This is a genomic window from Mycobacterium sp. D16Q13, assembly GCF_002013375.1.
Classification (GTDB): domain Bacteria; phylum Actinomycetota; class Actinomycetes; order Mycobacteriales; family Mycobacteriaceae; genus Mycobacterium.
Map to the genome: position 1 here is coordinate 105646 of NZ_MAEW01000019.1, position 16648 is coordinate 122293.

At 65.6% G+C, this 16648-nt stretch carries 15 protein-coding genes and 1 pseudogene; 13 read left to right on the forward strand and 3 right to left on the reverse strand.

Going from position 1 to position 16648, the window contains the following annotated elements:
* Positions 1-9 precede the first annotated feature (9 nt).
* From B4400_RS20010 to B4400_RS20030, 5 genes are read left to right on the forward strand one after another with little or no spacing between them, the layout of a single operon-like run.
* Positions 10-1218 (forward strand): argininosuccinate synthase, encoded by a 1209-nt coding sequence (locus B4400_RS20010; RefSeq protein ID WP_078292666.1) that lies wholly within the window; start codon positions 10-12, stop codon positions 1216-1218.
* Entirely contained in the window at positions 1215-2624 is a 1410-nt protein-coding gene (argH, locus tag B4400_RS20015) for an argininosuccinate lyase (RefSeq protein WP_078312319.1), read from the forward strand. Before B4400_RS20010 ends, argH begins: the two co-directional genes overlap by 4 nt.
* Positions 2625-2633: 9 nt before the next feature.
* The gene (locus B4400_RS20020) at positions 2634-3416 is read left to right on the forward strand and encodes a DUF4352 domain-containing protein (RefSeq protein WP_078312320.1); all 783 of its coding nucleotides are present in this window, start codon (positions 2634-2636) and stop codon (positions 3414-3416) included.
* Positions 3413-4021, forward strand: a complete 609-nt coding sequence (locus tag B4400_RS20025) for a hypothetical protein (protein ID WP_078312321.1) — start codon at positions 3413-3415, stop codon at positions 4019-4021. Before B4400_RS20020 ends, B4400_RS20025 begins: the two co-directional genes overlap by 4 nt.
* Complete coding sequence (locus B4400_RS20030; RefSeq protein WP_078312322.1) at positions 4018-4572, forward strand: hypothetical protein; 555 nt, start codon at positions 4018-4020, stop codon at positions 4570-4572. Before B4400_RS20025 ends, B4400_RS20030 begins: the two co-directional genes overlap by 4 nt.
* On the opposite strand, the gene B4400_RS20035 is transcribed toward B4400_RS20030, so the two are convergent.
* Positions 4573-5949, reverse strand: coding sequence for a hypothetical protein (locus B4400_RS20035; RefSeq protein ID WP_078312323.1), 1377 nt, complete (start codon positions 5947-5949; stop codon positions 4573-4575). It lies immediately after the preceding gene.
* 140 nt (positions 5950-6089) lie between these two features.
* Here B4400_RS20035 and B4400_RS20040 point away from each other — a divergent pair, with 140 nt between their 5' ends.
* From B4400_RS20040 to B4400_RS20050, 3 genes are all read left to right on the forward strand, one after another.
* Positions 6090-9062 carry an acyl-CoA synthetase gene (locus B4400_RS20040; protein WP_078312324.1) on the forward strand — a complete coding sequence of 991 codons (2973 nt, stop codon included), beginning with the start codon at positions 6090-6092 and terminating at the stop codon, positions 9060-9062.
* Between the two features lie 101 nt (positions 9063-9163).
* Complete coding sequence (locus B4400_RS20045) at positions 9164-9643, forward strand: hypothetical protein (protein ID WP_078312325.1); 480 nt, start codon at positions 9164-9166, stop codon at positions 9641-9643.
* A gap of 10 nt (positions 9644-9653) precedes the next feature.
* Complete coding sequence (locus B4400_RS20050; protein WP_078312326.1) at positions 9654-9857, forward strand: Trm112 family protein; 204 nt, start codon at positions 9654-9656, stop codon at positions 9855-9857.
* Here B4400_RS20050 and B4400_RS24470 read toward each other — a convergent pair.
* A pseudogene (locus B4400_RS24470) lies at positions 9847-9947 on the reverse strand (TetR/AcrR family transcriptional regulator); the annotation flags it as partial. The gene B4400_RS20050 and the pseudogene B4400_RS24470 overlap by 11 nt on opposite strands.
* A 19-nt stretch (positions 9948-9966) precedes the next feature.
* Here B4400_RS24470 and B4400_RS20055 point away from each other — a divergent pair.
* The 3 genes from B4400_RS20055 to tyrS are packed head-to-tail and all read left to right on the forward strand — an operon-like array spanning position 9967 to position 12949.
* Positions 9967-10584 carry a DNA-3-methyladenine glycosylase gene (locus B4400_RS20055; RefSeq protein WP_078312327.1) on the forward strand — a complete coding sequence of 206 codons (618 nt, stop codon included), beginning with the start codon at positions 9967-9969 and terminating at the stop codon, positions 10582-10584.
* Positions 10550-11602, forward strand: a complete 1053-nt coding sequence (locus B4400_RS20060; RefSeq protein WP_139361500.1) for an ADP-ribosylglycohydrolase family protein — start codon at positions 10550-10552, stop codon at positions 11600-11602. The genes B4400_RS20055 and B4400_RS20060 overlap by 35 nt, the downstream gene beginning before the upstream one ends.
* Positions 11603-11614: 12 nt before the next feature.
* Complete coding sequence (tyrS, locus tag B4400_RS20065; protein WP_078312329.1) at positions 11615-12949, forward strand: tyrosine--tRNA ligase; 1335 nt, start codon at positions 11615-11617, stop codon at positions 12947-12949.
* Between the two features lie 6 nt (positions 12950-12955).
* Here the strand turns inward: tyrS and B4400_RS20070 are convergent, their stop codons facing one another.
* Complete coding sequence (locus tag B4400_RS20070; protein WP_078312330.1) at positions 12956-14614, reverse strand: ABC-F family ATP-binding cassette domain-containing protein; 1659 nt, start codon at positions 14612-14614, stop codon at positions 12956-12958.
* Between the two features lie 365 nt (positions 14615-14979).
* Between B4400_RS20070 and B4400_RS20075 the strand changes: the two genes are divergently transcribed.
* Both B4400_RS20075 and B4400_RS20080 read left to right on the forward strand, forming a co-directional pair.
* Positions 14980-15627 (forward strand): hypothetical protein, encoded by a 648-nt coding sequence (locus B4400_RS20075; RefSeq protein WP_078312360.1) that lies wholly within the window; start codon positions 14980-14982, stop codon positions 15625-15627.
* The gene (locus B4400_RS20080) at positions 15620-16624 is read left to right on the forward strand and encodes an HAD-IIA family hydrolase (protein ID WP_139360382.1); all 1005 of its coding nucleotides are present in this window, start codon (positions 15620-15622) and stop codon (positions 16622-16624) included. Before B4400_RS20075 ends, B4400_RS20080 begins: the two co-directional genes overlap by 8 nt.
* Positions 16625-16648: the final 24 nt, after the last annotated feature.

Sequence of the window (16648 nt, forward strand, 5' to 3'; positions counted from 1 at the left end):
AGGAGAATCATGACAACCTCTGACCGCGTAATCCTGGCCTACTCGGGTGGGCTCGATACGTCGGTGGCGATCAGCTGGATCGGCAAGGAGACCGGCCGCGAGGTGGTTGCCGTCGCGATTGACCTCGGCCAGGGCGGCGAGGACATGGAGGTGGTGCGCCAGCGTGCCATCGACTGCGGCGCCGTCGAAGCGGTTGTCATCGACGCCCGCGACGAATTCGCCAACGAGTACTGCTTGCCGACTGTGCAGTCCAACGCGCTCTACATGGATCGGTACCCGCTGGTGTCGGCCATCAGCCGCCCACTGATCGTCAAGCATCTGGTGGATGCCGCACGCGAGCACGGCGGCGGGATCGTCGCGCACGGCTGCACCGGCAAGGGTAACGATCAGGTTCGGTTCGAAGTCGGGTTCGCCTCGCTGGCACCGGATCTGGAGGTGCTCGCCCCGGTGCGCGATTACGCCTGGACCCGCGAAAAGGCCATCGCATTCGCCGCCGAGAACGAAATCCCGATCAATGTAACCAAGAAGTCTCCGTTCTCCATTGACCAGAACGTGTGGGGTCGCGCAGTGGAAACCGGTTTCCTGGAAGACCTTTGGAACGCTCCTACCAAGGACGTGTACGACTACACCGAAGATCCGACGCTCAATTGGGGGGCACCCGATGAGCTGATCATCACCTTCGACAAGGGCGTGCCCACCGCGATCGACGGCAACCCGGTCACCGTGTTGGAGGCCATCGTCGAACTCAACCGGCGGGCGGGTGCGCAGGGCGTTGGGCGTCTCGACGTCGTCGAGGATCGTCTGGTCGGCATCAAGAGCCGCGAAATCTACGAAGCCCCGGGCGCAATGGTCCTCATCACCGCGCACGAGGAGCTGGAGCACGTCACCCTGGAGCGCGAGCTCGGCCGGTACAAGCGGCACACCGACCAAAAGTGGGCCGAGCTGGTGTATGACGGCCTGTGGTATTCGCCCCTGAAGCGCTCGCTGGAGGCATTCGTCGCCGACACCCAGCAGCACGTGTCCGGTGATATCCGTCTGGTGCTGCACGGCGGAAACATCGCGGTGAACGGTCGCCGCAGCGCCGAGTCTCTGTACGACTTCAACCTGGCCACCTACGACGAGGGCGACAGCTTCGACCAGTCGAGCGCCAAGGGCTTCGTGCATATCCATGGACTGTCGTCGAAGATCTCCGCGCAGCGGGACTTGTCCGGGAAGTGAGTACCAATGAGGGATCACTGTGGGGCGGCCGGTTCGCCGGTGGGCCCGCGCCCGCGCTGGCCGCGCTGAGCAAGTCCACCCATTTCGATTGGGTGTTGGCGCCGTACGACATTCGGGCATCGATTGCACATGCGCGGGTACTCCGCAAGGCGGACCTGCTCACCGATGAGCAGTTGTCCGCCCTGGTGGACGGGCTGCAGCAGCTAGACCGTGACGTCGCGTCGGGACAGTTCGTCCCCGCCGACACCGACGAGGATGTGCACGGCGCTCTGGAACGCGGCCTGATCGAGCGTGTCGGGGCGGATGTCGGTGGCCGTCTGCGCGCCGGCCGGTCTCGAAATGATCAGGTCGCCACGCTGTTTCGGATGTGGCTGCGTGATGCGGCCGGGCGAGTGTCCGACGGCGTACTCGACGTGGTGCAGGCGCTGGCCGATCAGGCCGGTGCTCACCCGCAGGCGATCATGCCGGGCAAGACGCATCTGCAAGCCGCACAACCGGTACTGCTCGCACACCACCTACTCGCACACGCACAGCCATTGCTACGCGATGTGGACCGGCTCGTCGACTGGGACCGGCGCACCGCCGTCTCACCGTATGGGGCCGGCGCACTGGCGGGCTCCTCGCTCGGCCTCGACCCCGACGCCATCGCATTGGACCTGGGATTCACTGCCGCCGCCGAGAACTCGATCGATGCGACATCGGCCCGCGACTTCGCGGCCGAAGCCGCCTTCGTGTTCGCGATGATCGCAGTCGACCTGTCGCGCCTGTCCGAGGACATTATCCTCTGGAGCACAACGGAATTCGGGTACGCCGAACTCGACGACTCCTGGTCGACGGGTAGCTCGATCATGCCCCAGAAGAAGAACCCCGACATCGCCGAGCTGGCCCGCGGAAAGTCGGGGCGGTTGATCGGAAACCTCACCGGCCTACTCGCCACGTTGAAGGCGCAGCCGTTGGCGTACAACCGGGACCTGCAGGAAGACAAGGAGCCGCTGTTCGACTCGGTGGCTCAGTTGGAGCTGCTCTTGCCCGCGACGGCCGGACTGGTCGCCACGCTGCGGTTCCGTACGGAACGCATGGCGGCACTCGCCCCTGCGGGGTTCACCCTCGCCACCGACCTGGCGGAGTGGATGGTGCGCCAGGGCGTACCGTTCCGCATCGCGCATGAGGCGGCAGGGGAGGCGGTTCGTGTCGCCGAGGCCCGCGGCGTCGGCCTGGAAGATCTCACCGATGACGAGCTCGCGGCCATACATCCGGACCTGACGGGACAGGTGCGCGCAGTGCTCACCACGTCCGGATCCGTGGCCTCGCGCAGTGCGCGGGGCGGCACCGCGCCCGAACGCGTTGCCGAGCAGCGTGAACTGGTGCTGGCCCGCCTCAACGTGCTGCGCGGCGAGAGCCGCTAATATCCAGCCATGGACGGCGAGCCGGACCCGACATCGTCGGGCCCCGGTCCGGGGGGAGATATACCGGACGACCCGAACGCGGCGTGGCGTCGCCCGGAGAACATCCCGGTGGGCGGTGACTCATCAGCGGCCGCGACCACGGGCCCCATAGTCACTGCGGATCCGGCACCGCGTGGAGTGTTCGGCAGGCTGTCCGAGACCGTCCGCAGTTGGTGGAAAGATCTCGAATTCATCCAGATGTGGCACGTCGTCGCGATCGCCGCGGTGCTCACCACCGCGGGGTTCGGCGGGCTTGACAAGGTAGAAAAGGCACCCGAGACCTTCAACGTCGGCCAGGCCTTCGACAACCACGAATTCTCGATCACCGTGCAGCGGGCATCTTTGGTCAAGAAGCTGGCCGGCAACGGATTCACGCTCAAGGAGAAGCCCGGCCGCTCGTACCTTGGTGTGCTGGCCGATGTCACCAATCATGGTGAAGGGCCGGACGGGGTCTCGCCCATGTTTGCGCTACCCGATATCGCCGACGCGCAGAACACCTACCTGCCGTCATCGCATGATCCGACGGCCCTGCGCATGTCGGACGGAACCATGTTGACCGAACTCCAACCTGGGCTGACGGAAAAGGTGGCTCTGGTCTGGAGTGTTCCGGACACCGCTGTCGCAGTGGGATCGACTGTGACGGTGGAAGTTCCATACCGTAAGTACGGACAGGGCTACGTTATCTACGGCGCAGGGTGGCAGAGCGTCGGGGGCAGCGCAAGGACGGTTGTGGCAGTGGGGAGCCCGAAATGAACATCCAGGGATTTCGGGACCTACCACCCCTCGTCAGAATCGGTGGGACTGTGGGCATTGTCGTCGCCATCTTGGCGGCCTCGGTGTTCGTATGGCACCGCCTGCCGTATGCCACGGATGTGCAGGCACCGTTCGATGTGCATGGCAGTGCGGGCAGTCCCGTGAGCGGCAGGCTTTTCTCGGTCACCGTGATCAAGGCCGCGGTGGCGCCCGTCGTCAAACACACGGGTGTACTGCCCAAGAATCGCAACCTCACGACGTCGGGACAGTGGGTGGTTGTGACGGCGACGATCACCTCACTACTCGATGCGCCCTCGGCGCGCGTCGCACTCGAACTCGACGGAAACGCTTACACCCCTGATGATCGGTTGAGTCTCTCAACGCTGGGCGGAGCGATCCTGAACCCGTTGATTCCCCAGACCGGTGTCTATGTGTTCGAGGCGCCGACAGAACTTGTCAACCGGGTCAGCGTCGGACGGTTGTATGTGTCGACAGGCACCAATAAGTGGGACACCGGGCTGATCATCGATGTACCGCTGGACCCGAGCCATGCGCCCCGCTCCGCAGTGCTGGCGTTGGCCAAGACCAAGGTTGGCGCCCCATGACAATGATCGACTCCGCGAAACACCGCCGGAATCAGCGCGGCGTCCTGCGAGACAAGCTTTGGTTTCGCAACGTCATCGCGACGGTGGCGGTTGTGGTCTTGTTCGTGATCATCGCCTTCATCTCTTTCTGGGGACCGTGGCGCGAGTACCAGGCAAGCGTCCGTCCCGAGTTCGTGGTCCCCGCCGGCCAATCCGCGGCCGTGAACGGTCAGACATGGGAGCTCGGCGAGATTCGGCGTCTCGGTAAGCGGCAGGGGCCGCTAAACACGGTCCTGCCCAAAGGCACTCAACTCATCCTGGTGACAATCAAGCGCTCGGGGCCGCCGCCCGCCGATATGTACTGTGCGGCGCGGATCACCGATGGAACGCACATGTGGAAGGCCGAATTCGACAACGGTGGCGTACGGACACCGGACGGATCTACCCAATCGTGTGGAAGACCAGGTGACCTGTTGTTCGTCTTTCTCATGCCGGATGACATCGAGCCTCAGGCCGTGGAGATCACCGAGAATATCGGCGGCAAAATCCTTGTTCGGCTTGATCTTCCGTAGTCAGATGCGTGGTCCGGTCAGATCGATATGTGGATCCGTATCCACCGTATCCGGGTAGTCCACGACCTCACCCTGATTGTTGCTGCCGTCGGAGACTGCGGACTGATGACCACTTTCGGCACGTTCCACACAGTGCGCGAAAACCGAGGCGATGAGACAAACTCGCAGTGAAGCAACGAGAATGCCGGAGAGTGCCGCCAGGACAGGCCCGACCGCATTCCAGTACTCCTCGGAATGCGGACCCAGTATCCACGCGAAACCGCGAACAAGATAGCCGCCGACCTGCATCTGCGGGCGGTAGAAGCCATCCGACATATCCAGCCAGGCCAGGCAGAGATACAGCAGCACATAACTGGACAGCACGATAAAGCCACCGTGCAGGACCAGTCGTGCGGAGTCCGCGATGGGACGAAACTTGCCGAATTGCGACAGCGCCAGCTCGGCAGTCTTCTTCCGGGTCTCGCCCGAGAGCCCGGATAGCCGCTGGTCGACGCGCTGCCGGGATGGCGCGAGACGATCCGCGACCACCTCACCGTGACTTCCTGCCACCTGCCGCAGCACGCCTCGCCAGCTCGCCCGGTTTGAGGTGCCGTAGATGATTCCCGCAATCGCAAGCCAGATCAGGGGCACCGCCGCGCCGCTGAAGGCGATATGCAGGGCACTGGTCAACACGTTCCAGATGACTTCCAGCGGCCGAAAATGGGAGAAGAGTTCGGCGCGGGTGGTGTCGGCCCAGACAACGATGCGACGTTCTTTGAACCATGCGGTCGGCTTGAGGAAGAAGGTGACGCCCTTACTGGCTGCGAACGACAGGATCAAGAACACCCAGAGCGCGTCCAGATACACCTTGATGAAGACGAACCACGTCGGCGTCCGGCTTTCGACCCACTTCAGTTTGAGGGCGTATCGAAGAACGAACGCGCCCACGATGAGGTACCACACCAGGTTGGTGACCGGCACATTCGAGAGATCTAGCACCGGCCCCGAATGTGTCATGGCGGCACCAACACGTATGTACATCGCCTTGTGCTCATAGGCGATCCAGTCGTCGGCGAACATCTGCCACGCGAGGTAGATGGCAAAGAACGGCAGTACGACACTCGAGAAGAGGTCGACCTGCCGCAACGATGCCTTAGGCAGGACGGAGAGCGACGGAATGGCCGAGCGCAGTACCAGGAACATCGCGATGATCGAACCGAGTCGGGCAAGACCCGCGAACGGCATGATGAGGTCGACGATCAGATAGTTGTTCCATCCGAACTTCGCGGCCAATTCAATCGCGATATTGCGCCCCAACAGACCCAGCAGATAGCACGCGGCCAGTTGAGGCAGGTACATCACCCACAGGCGTAGCGGCCGCAGCAACAGATTCCCCACCGCGTCATCGTAGAGGCTCGCATCGCGACGTCGCTTCCTATCCGGTGACGGGGATTCGGTCAGCCCGATACGCCCGTTGTGACAGGATATGCAGGCCCTCACCTGGGCAATATCGCGGATGATCGGTCTAAGGAGTAGCTGTGTCCTTCAATCTCTCCTCCTTGACCAAGCCTGTCGCGCGCCTGGCTGCCACCGCGCAGAACGGGCTGGAGGTTCTGCGTCTCGGCGGCCTGGAGACCGGCAGCACCGCCTCTTCGCACCAAATCGTCGAGAGCGTGCCGATGTACCGGCTGCGCCGGTACTTCGCGCCGGGGTCCACCGAGGCGGCGGACGCCGGACCGGTGGTCCTCATGGTGCACCCGATGATGATGGCCGCCGACATGTGGGACGTCACTCAAGATGGCGGCGCTGTCGGCATCCTGCATCGCGCTGGTATCGATCCATGGGTCATCGACTTCGGCAGTCCCGACCGGATGGCCGGCGGCATGGAGCGCACGCTGTCCGATCACGTGGTGGCCGTCAGCGACGCCATCGAGACCGTGCATAGGATCACCGGCCGTCAGATACACCTCGCCGGATACTCCCAGGGCGGCATGTTCTGCTATCAGACTGCGGCACTGCGCAAGTCGCGGACCATCGCGAGCATCATCACGTTCGGTTCGCCGGTCGACGCCAACGCCGCCATGCCCATGGGACTGCCCGCCGGGCTTTCGGCCGATATCGCCGAGTTCATGGCCGACCACATCTTCAGCCGGTTCTCCATCCCAGCGTGGTCGGCGCGAATCGGATTCCAGATGCTGGACCCGGTCAAGACCGTCAAGGGTCGCCTCGATTTCTTGCGGCAGCTGCATGACCGCGATGCCCTGCTGCCGCGCGAACAGCAGCGCAAGTTCCTCGCCAATGAGGGGTGGATCGCCTGGTCCGGACCCGCGATCGCCGAGCTGCTGCGCCAGTTCGTGGTGCACAACCGAATGACCACCGGAGGTTTCACCGTCAATGACCGCGTGGTCACGCTCAGCGATATCACCTGCCCAGTCCTGGCGGTGGTGGGCGAGGTGGACGACATCGGGCAGCCCGCTTCGGTGCGCGGCATCCTGCGCGCCGCGCCGAAGGCCGACGTGTACGAGTACCTGATCCGCGCCGGTCACTTCGGTCTTGTCGTCGGCTCGACCGCCGTGGCCCAGACGTGGCCGACGGTCAGCCAGTGGGTGCAGTGGCGGGAGGGCGAGGCGACAAAACCCCCGTCGGTCGACCTCATGTACGAGCACGAAAGCGGCCAGCTCGACGGCGGCGGTGTCCCGCTCACATCCCGAGTAGCACATGGTTTGAGCACCACCACCGAGGTCGCCATCGCCGCCGCCCGAACCGCGGGCGCAGCCGCGGCGGCCGCCAACAAGTCAGTGAAATCCATTGCCGTCGAAGCGGTTCGCACGCTGCCACGGTTGACGCGTCTCGGGCAGATTCACGATCACACCCGCATCTCCCTGGGCCGGTTGATGACCGAACAGGCGCGCCGCACGCCGCATGGTGAGAGCTTCCTGTTCGACGGCCGGGTACACACCTATGAGGCGGTGGATCGCCGCATCAACAACGTGGTCAGGGGCCTCATCGAGGTGGGCGTGCGTCAGGGCGTCCGGGTGGGTGTTCTGATGGAGACCCGGCCCAGCGCCCTGGTGGCGATTGCCGCGCTGTCCCGGCTGGGGGCCGTCGCGGTGCTGCTGCCGCCCGATGCCGACCTTGAGGTCGCGGTGAAGCTGGGTGAGATTTCCGAACTGCTCACCGATCCGCCGAATCTTCCTGCTGCACAAGATCTTCCCGTGCACATTCTGGTACTCGGCGGTGGCGAGTCACGCGATCTGTCCATACCGGACGACGGCTCGATCATCGACATGGAGAAGATCGACCCCGACGCGGTCGAGCTGCCCGGGTGGTACCGGCCCGATCCAGGGCAGGCCCGCGATCTGGCCTTCGTGATGTTCAGCGGGTACGGGTCCCGCCTGGTGCCCAAGCAGATCACCAACCACCGGTGGGCGTTGTCGGCGTTCGGTACCGCGTCGGCGGCCGCACTCAACGCCAATGACACCGTGTACTGCCTCACACCGCTGCACCATCAGTCGGGGCTCTTGGTGAGCCTGGGTGGGGCAGTGGCAGGTGGGGCCCGAATTGCGTTGTCACGCGGGCTCAATCCCGATCGATTCGTGCAAGAGGTGCACCAGTACGGCGTGACCGTCGTCTCCTACACCTGGGCGATGATGCATGAGGTCATCGACGATCCTTCCCTGGAGTTGGGCGCCCATCATCCGGTGCGGTTGTTCATCGGTTCGGGTATGCCCTCGGGCCTGTGGCGGCGTGTCACCGAGAGGTTCGCACCCGCTCATGTCGTCGAGTTCTTCGCGACCACCGACGGGGAAGCGGTGCTGGCCAATGTGTCCGGTACCAAAATCGGCAGCAAGGGCCGACCGCTTCCCGGTGGCGGCAAGGTGCGGCTCGCCGCCTACGACCCCGTCGACGACGTGATCATCGAGGGTGAAGACGGATTCGTCCAGATCGCCAGGCCCGGTGAGGTGGGGTTGCTTTTGGCGAAGCCGCCTGGAGACGTGGACCCCGCCGCGGCGGTCCGGCGCGGCGTGTTCGCCCCGGGCGACACCTGGGTATCTTCGGAATCTCTCTTCCGCCGCGACGAGGACGGCGATTTCTGGATGCTCGACGGCCGAAACACCGCGATCCGCACCGCACACGGCGTTGTGTACGCCGAAGCCACCAGTCACGCACTGGGTTCGGTGAGCGCCATCGATGTGGTCGCGACATATCCCGTCGAGTCCGGTGAGGCCAACGTCGCGGTGACCGCGGTGGTTCTCCGGCCCGGCGAAGCGATATCGCCTGCCGACCTGGCGGAAGCGTTTGCCTCCGTGCCGATCTCGGAACGCCCCGATATCGTCAAGGTGGTACCGACCCTGCCGCTGAGTGCCACGTATCGCCCGTCCACCACACACCTTCGGGCGTCCGGGTTCCCGAAACCGGGGCGGCAAACCTGGTATCTCGACCCAGAATCGGGTGCCTACCATCGGTTGACCGCCGCGACGTATGACGCGCTGCAGGGAGCAGCGCAGTAGCCCGCATCGGGGCTGCACCAGCGCGGTTCCCCGCGCCTTCCGCTGCTGATGTGGCGGGTTGTTGTTAGGCTGAGCTCCGCGACACCCGGAAGGAACTCGTCATGCCGACACGCCTACGTGCCCTCACTGGCACCGCACTGGCTGCCGCCGGTCTCTCTGCAGCCCTGGTGTTCGGACCCGGTGTCGGCACCGCCAGCGCGGATGTGCTGGACGACATCGCGCACGAGTACTCCACCGGAACCAGTGGCGGTCAGGTATCCAACCTGGTGCGTACGGCGCTTCAGCTGCGCGCCAGGGGCGCCCAGGTGAGCTCCGCGCAGAATGACGCCCTGAAGGCCGCGCTCGACAAGCGGCCCAGCCAGATGCCCCTGATCAACTCGCTGAAGTCGGTCATCGCCACGCAGTCTCAGTTCCTCAAGGCTGCTCAGAAGCCACAGCAGCCCGTCCATATCGGCATCAGCGGCACCAACGGATCCAACAATCCGAACGGTGGGCCGCCCAATGTCAGCCCGGGACCGGGTATCGGCGTCAGCGGAGGCGGGGGCCAGCAGATCTTCAACGAGAACATCCCGCTGGGCTGATATCACCGCCATGCCACTTGACGCCGCACTCCTCGACATCCTGGTCTGCCCGATTGACCGCGGAACACTCCTGCTCATCGGCAGTGAGACCGACGGCACTCTCTACAACCCGCGCCTACACAAGGCCTACCGGATCGAGAACTCCATCCCGGTGCTCCTGTCCGACGAGGCGCGCGACGTGACCGACGCGGAGCACCAGCGCTTCACCGAGTGATACTCGGCAGCTCGCCCGTCAGATACCGCTGAATGTTCGGCCCACGGTGAGGGCTATCTCCTCAGCCGTCAGTGAGGCCAGCGGCTCGAGTGTCAAGGACAATCGAGGGGTGAGTGCCGAGATCCTGACGACCCACCCGGTCAAAGCCGCACAGCGCCTCCTCGGCGCCACTATCGAATCTCGCGGAGTTCGAGCGGTGATCGTCGAAGTAGAGGCCTACGGGGGCGTGCCCGACGGGCCGTGGCCCGATCCCGCCTCACACTCGTTTCGCGGGCCTACGAATCGCAATCGGGTCATGTTCGGGCCCGCCGGTCACCTGTACGTGTACCGAAGCCATGGAATTCACTTGTGCGCCAACGTGGTCTGCGGCCCGGACGGTATCGCAGGCGGTGTACTGATGCGGGCCGCGGCGATCGTGGACGGTGCACCCACATGCTGGCAGCGGCGCCCCACCGCCCGTGATGACGCGGGTTTGGCCCGCGGCCCCGGAAACCTGGGTGCCGCTCTCGCCGTCACCCCCGAGGACAACGGCGTCGATATCTTCTCCGCGCCCAGTCCGGTACGTGTCACATTGAGCCGACGGCAGAAGGCGCAGTCGGGGCCGCGAGTGGGTGTCAGCGTGGCCGCGGACCGTCCCTGGCGGTTCTGGCTGCCCGGATATCCGGAGGTTTCCGCATACCGGCGTAGTCCCCGTGCGCCGCAACCCGATACTGAGCTGTATGCCTGACGGACGAGTACGCGCATCGCTGCTCGGCGGTGCACTCGGTGACGCCCTCGGTGGGTTCGTCGAGTTTGACAGCGTCGAGCAGATCCGGCTGCAGTTCGGGCGTGACGGCATCGCCGAACCCGCACCGGGGCGGCCGATGCTCATCACCGACGACACGCAAATGACGCTATTTACGGCAGAGGCGCTCATCCGGGCTCGCCGTGACCCCACGAACGCCCCGGCCGGCATCGCGCATCGTGCCTACCTGCGCTGGCTACATACCCAAGGCGGCCAGGTGCCTGTGGATGTCATCGATGGATGGCTGATCACGGTCGCCGAGCTGCACTCGCTGCGCGCGCCCGGGAACACCTGCCTATCGGCGCTCGAGTCCACCAGTTCGCCTGCCCGCGAGCGCGGTTCGCGCACGCACTCGCTGAACAATTCCAAGGGATGCGGGGCCGTGATGCGAGCCGCACCGGTGGGACTCGCCGAGGGCGACCCGGCCGTGGCCTTCGAGCTGGCCGCGGATATGGGCGCGCTCACCCACTCGCATCCCAGTGGTTACCTCAGTGCCGGGGCGCTCGCGGTGATCGTCAATCGATTGGCCGCTGGGGCATCGCTGGCGGAGGCCGTGCGGAGCGCACTGGATCTGCTCACCGCACATTCCGGATACGAGGAGACACACGAAGCCCTCAGCCGGGCTGTCGAGCTCGCCGCGCAGGAACGGCCCACGCCGGAACGGATCGCATCCCAGCTGGGTGGCGGATGGGTCGGGGAGGAAGCGCTGGCCATCGGTGTCTGTGCGGCCGCACGTGCGCGCGACTTCAAGGACGGAATCCGATTGTCGGTGAACCATTCCGGCGACTCCGACTCCACCGGGTCCATCACCGGAAACATCCTCGGCGCGATGTGGGGCATGCGGGCGTTACCCACGGATTGGCTGGATCGGCTCGAGCTGCGCGAGGTCATCGCCACCGTCGCCGACGATCTTGTCGGGCCTTCGGGGCCGCGATGGGATGAGCGGTATCCCGCACGCTGAACCCGATAGGGGATGATCGTTGCCGTGGTTTCTACAACTGACGGTCTTCGCGCCAGCGGCTCATCCGACATCCTCGATGAGCTCACATGGCGCGGCCTCATCGCGCAGACGACCGACCGCGACACACTCGCGGCCGATATCGCGAAGGGGCCAATCAGCGTCTATGGGGGTTTTGACCCCACCGCCGCGAGTCTGCACGCCGGGCATCTGGTGCCGCTGCTGACACTGAGCCGATTCCAGCGGGCGGGGCATCGGCCGATCGTGCTGGCCGGAGGAGCCACGGGCCTCATCGGAGACCCGCGCGACACCTCCGAACGCAGCCTGCACGGCGCGGACACCGTGGCCGAGTGGGCCGATCGAATCCGCGGGCAACTCGAGCGGTTCGTCGAATTCAACGACACCTCCACCGGAGCCGTCGTCGCGAACAATCTCGATTGGACCGGCCAGCTGTCCGCCCTGGAGTTCCTGCGGGATCTGGGCAAGCACTTCTCCGTCAACGTCATGCTCGACCGGGACACCATCCGCCGCCGACTGGAGGGCGATGGCATCTCCTACACCGAGTTCTCGTACATGCTGCTGCAGGCGAATGACTACGTGCAGTTGCACCGAAAGTACGGCTGCTCGTTGCAGATAGGCGGCTCGGACCAGTGGGGCAATATCGTCGCCGGCGTCCGGCTGGCCCGCCAGCTCGACGGCGCCTCCGTGCATGCGTTGACCGTTCCATTGGTGACGGCGGCCGACGGCACCAAGTTCGGCAAGTCCACCGGGGGCGGCAACCTCTGGCTCGATCCCGACATGACGAGTCCATACGCCTGGTACCAGTACTTCATCAACACCGCCGACGCCGACGTAGTGCGCTACCTGCGCTGGTTCACCTTCCTGTCCGCCGATGAGGTCGGTGAGCTTGAGGCCGCGACGGCCGAGCGGGCGCACGAGCGTGCCGCACAGCGTCGGCTGGCCGCAGAGGTCACCACCCTCGTACACGGCGAAAGTGCCACCCAAGCAGTCGAACTCGCCAGCGGCGCGCTGTTCGGTCGCGGCGAGCTGGACCGTCTCGACGAGGGCACACTGACCGCGGCGCTCACCGAGGCCGGCAACGGAGAGCCCGCCCGGCTCGCGGACGGGCAACCCGACACCATCGTTGATCTCCTGGTCAGCAGCGGACTTTCGGAGAGCAAGGGCGCCGCACGCCGCACCCTCAAGGAGGGCGGTGTGTACGTCAACAACACCCGGGTGGACGCCGAGGAGTGGACTCCGAGCGACGGCGACTACCTCACCGGCGGTTGGCTGGTGCTTCGTCGCGGAAAGCGCAACATCGCCGGGGTGCAGCGGGTACGCGGGTCGTAGATTTCGCTACACCCATTGGGGTTCAACGGATTCCTTCACCTTGCCGTCCACGCCGAAGACGAGGTAGCGCGTGAAGGTCCGGGCGAACCATCGATCGTGGGTGACCGCGATCACCGTCCCATCGAAGGCCGCCAGCGCATCTTCCAATGCCTCCGCCGAATGCAGGTCCAGGTTGTCGGTCGGCTCATCGAGTAGCAGCAATGTCGACCCCATCAACTCCAGCAGCAGGATCTGGAATCGGCCCTGCTGTCCACCGGATAGCGAGCCGAAGGTCTGCTCGGCCGACGGCGCCAGACCATAGCGATCCAGGATCCGTGAGGCCTGCTCACGTCCGTGTCCTGGGCGCCGTTCATCCCCGCGATGCAGGATGTCCAGCAGTGTCCGATCCATCAGCGCCTCGTGATGGTGCGTCTGCGCGAACCAACCCGGCCGGACTCTCGCGCCGAGCCGCAATCGCCCGTCGTGGCGCACCGCTTCGGGAATCATGTCGCCCACCGGCAGCTGGTCTGGCTCCGGATCGCTGCCCCCGCAGGCCAGCAGCCGCAGGAAATGCGACTTGCCGGTGCCGTTACCGCCCAGCACCGCGACCCGATCCCCATACCACAACTCGGTATCGAATGGCTGTGTGAGACCAGTCAACTCGAGGTTCTCCGCAATCACGGCACGCTTGGCGGTGCGACCACCGGTGAGACGCATGCGAACGTTCTGCCGCAGCGGGACTGCTTCGGGTGGCCCCGCCTCGTCGAATCGACGCAGCCGGGTCTCGGCTGCCTGTAGGCGGCTGGCCATATCGGAGTTGTAGGCCGCCTTCTGCCGATACATCAACACCAGATCACGCAGCGCCGCACGCTGTTCGTCCCAGCGGCGGCGCAACTCGGCGAGTTTGGCGTTCCGGTCTGCCCGCGCCTGGTGATACGTCGCGAACGACCCCGGATGCACCCACAGCGAGGACCCGGACCGGGTGGGTTCCAACGTGGCGACTTGGCCGGCAACGCGATTGATCAGCTCCCGATCATGGCTGACGAACAGGACAGTCTTGGGCGACTCCGCCAGCCGCTCCTCAAGCCACCGCTTGGCCGGAACATCCAGATAGTTGTCGGGCTCGTCGAGCAGCAGCACCTCGTGCGGACCACGCAGCAGCGATTCGAGGACCAGTCGCTTCTGCTGACCTCCCGAAAGTGTGTTCACGCCGCGAAATCTGGCCAGTTCGAACGGGATTCCCAGCGCCGCCATGGTGTGCACGTCACATTCGGTCTCGAACTCGTATCCGCCCACATCGGCCCAGTCGGCCAGCGCCTGCGCATAGGCGAGCTGATCGCGTTCGCTGTCATGCTCCATGAGTGCCAGCTCGGTGCGGTCCAGACGACCGGCGGCTGCTCGGATGCGATCCGGTGCTACCGATAGCAGCAGATCGCGGACGGTCGAGTCGTCACGAACGGAACCGATGAACTGTCGCATCACGCCGAGCTGCCCGCCACGCGTGACGGACCCGTCGTGCGGATCCGTGTCGCCGGCGATGACGCGCAACAGCGTCGTCTTACCGGTCCCGTTGGGGCCGATCAACGCGGTTTTGCTGCCTTCGCCGACGCGGAGGCTGACATCGTGAAGAAGTGCTCTGCCGTCCGGGAGGTGGTAGCCGATGGCATCGAGCTGCACATGGCTCATAGCGTTCAGTCTGCGCAACGGATCACCGCGATTGCCACCGAATTTCCGGCGAAGGGCCTGTTACCGGCATACTCGCGCTGTAATACATGGTCTTCGCGCAAGCTGGGGGCACCTCCCATGCGTGGGGGACTCATCGATCAAAGGAGGTGCCCGTGGACCAGCGAGGACCCAGGCAACAGGGGCCCAAAAAGCACGGCACGAGTCGCCCCGCCCAGGATTCAGGTGCGCGGCGCGACGACCGCGGCGGCGGCGCAGCGCGTCCGCGCCGGTCGGACGAGCGCGGCGGTGATCGATCTCAGCGAAATCAGGCACCGCGGCCTCGGCGCACCGACGACCGCCAGGCCCCACGAAACTTCGGCCCGACCATTCCTGACGAGGTCGAGGCCAAGCAGCTGGCCCACGATGTGCGCGCCGAGTTACTCAGCCTCGACAAGAACACCGCCGACACGGTGGCCCGGCACCTGGTCGTGGCGGGCAACCTGCTCGACGAGGACCCGGAGGCCGCGCTGGAGCACGCCAAGGCCGCCAAGAGCCGTGCGGCCCGTATCGCCGGAGTGCGCGAAGCGCTCGGCATCGCCGCCTATCACTGCGGAGACTGGGCGCTGGCATTGTCCGAGTTGCGCGCGGCCAAGCGCATGGGCACGCGGTCGCCGCTGCTGGCGCTGATCGCCGATTGTGAACGGGGAGTCGGTCGACCCGAGCGCGCCATCGAGCTCGCCCGTGGCGATGAAGCCAAGGCGCTCACCGGCGATGCCGCCGACGAACTGCGCATCGTCATCGCCGGTGCACGCGCCGATATGGGTCAGCTCGATCAGGCGTTGGCGGTGCTGTCCACGCCCGCACCCGATCCGAAGCGTGTTGGTGTGGTCGCGGCGCGGCTGTTCTACGCCTACGCCGACATTCTCCTGGCTTTGGATCGCAAACCCGAAGCAGTGCAATGGTTCCTGCACTCCGCGGATGCCGATGTCGAAGGCCACACGGACGCCGAGGATCGGGCTGCCGAACTTGCCTGACACACTCGCCGGCGCCCACGACTGCCTGCTCCTGGACCTCGACGGCACGGTGTTCCGGGGTGCCGAACCCACCCCGAACGCCATCGCAGCGTTGTCGGCGGCCGGCGACGCGCGGCAGCTGTACGTCACCAACAATGCGAGCCGGTCCGCGCCCGAGGTAGCTGAGCACCTCACCTCCCTGGGATTCGCCGCTACCCCCGGTGACGTTGTCACCAGCGCACAGAGTGCGGCGAGGCTGCTCGCCGAGGCGCTCGAGCGCGATGACGCGGTACTCGTGGTCGGCACCGAGGCGCTGGCCGCCGAGGTGGCCGCCGTGGGTCTCACCCCGGTGCGCAGCTTCGACAGGGCCCCACGCGCCGTGGTGCAGGGGCATTCACCGGACACCTGTTGGACCACCCTTGCCGAGGCCGCACTCGCCATCCGGGCGGGCGCCTATTGGGTGGCGGCCAATGTGGATGCCACATTGCCCACCGAGCGCGGTCTGCTGCCCGGAAACGGGTCCATGGTCGCCGCCCTGCGCACCGCCACCGATGCCGATCCCATCGTGGCCGGCAAGCCGGGGCGTGCCCTCATCGAGGACGCGTTGGCACGCGGCAACTTCACGCGGCCTCTCGTTGTCGGGGACCGGCTCGATACCGACATTTCCGGAGCCAATGCCGCGGGCCTGCCCAGTCTCCTGGTGCTCACCGGCGTGAACAGCGCCATCGACGCGATCTGGGCGGACACCGCGCACCGACCGACGTTCCTGGGGACCGATCTGGCGGCATTGCACCTACCGCAGTCCGAGGTGCGTATCGAACCAAAGCCGTCGTGGCGGGTGACCGTGGATGTCGGCCAGGTGTCGATCGGTGCAGTCGGCGACGCGGGGTCGCCCTTGTCGCTGGCACAGGCCCTGGCAGCGGCGGTGTGGGCGACGGACTCCGCCCCGGTCATCAGGCCCATCGTGCCTGCCGATGACCTGGCAGAACGAGTCTTGCAGCAGCTTTCTGCCGGATAGTGTGTCGCCGCCCCTGCCACTCCG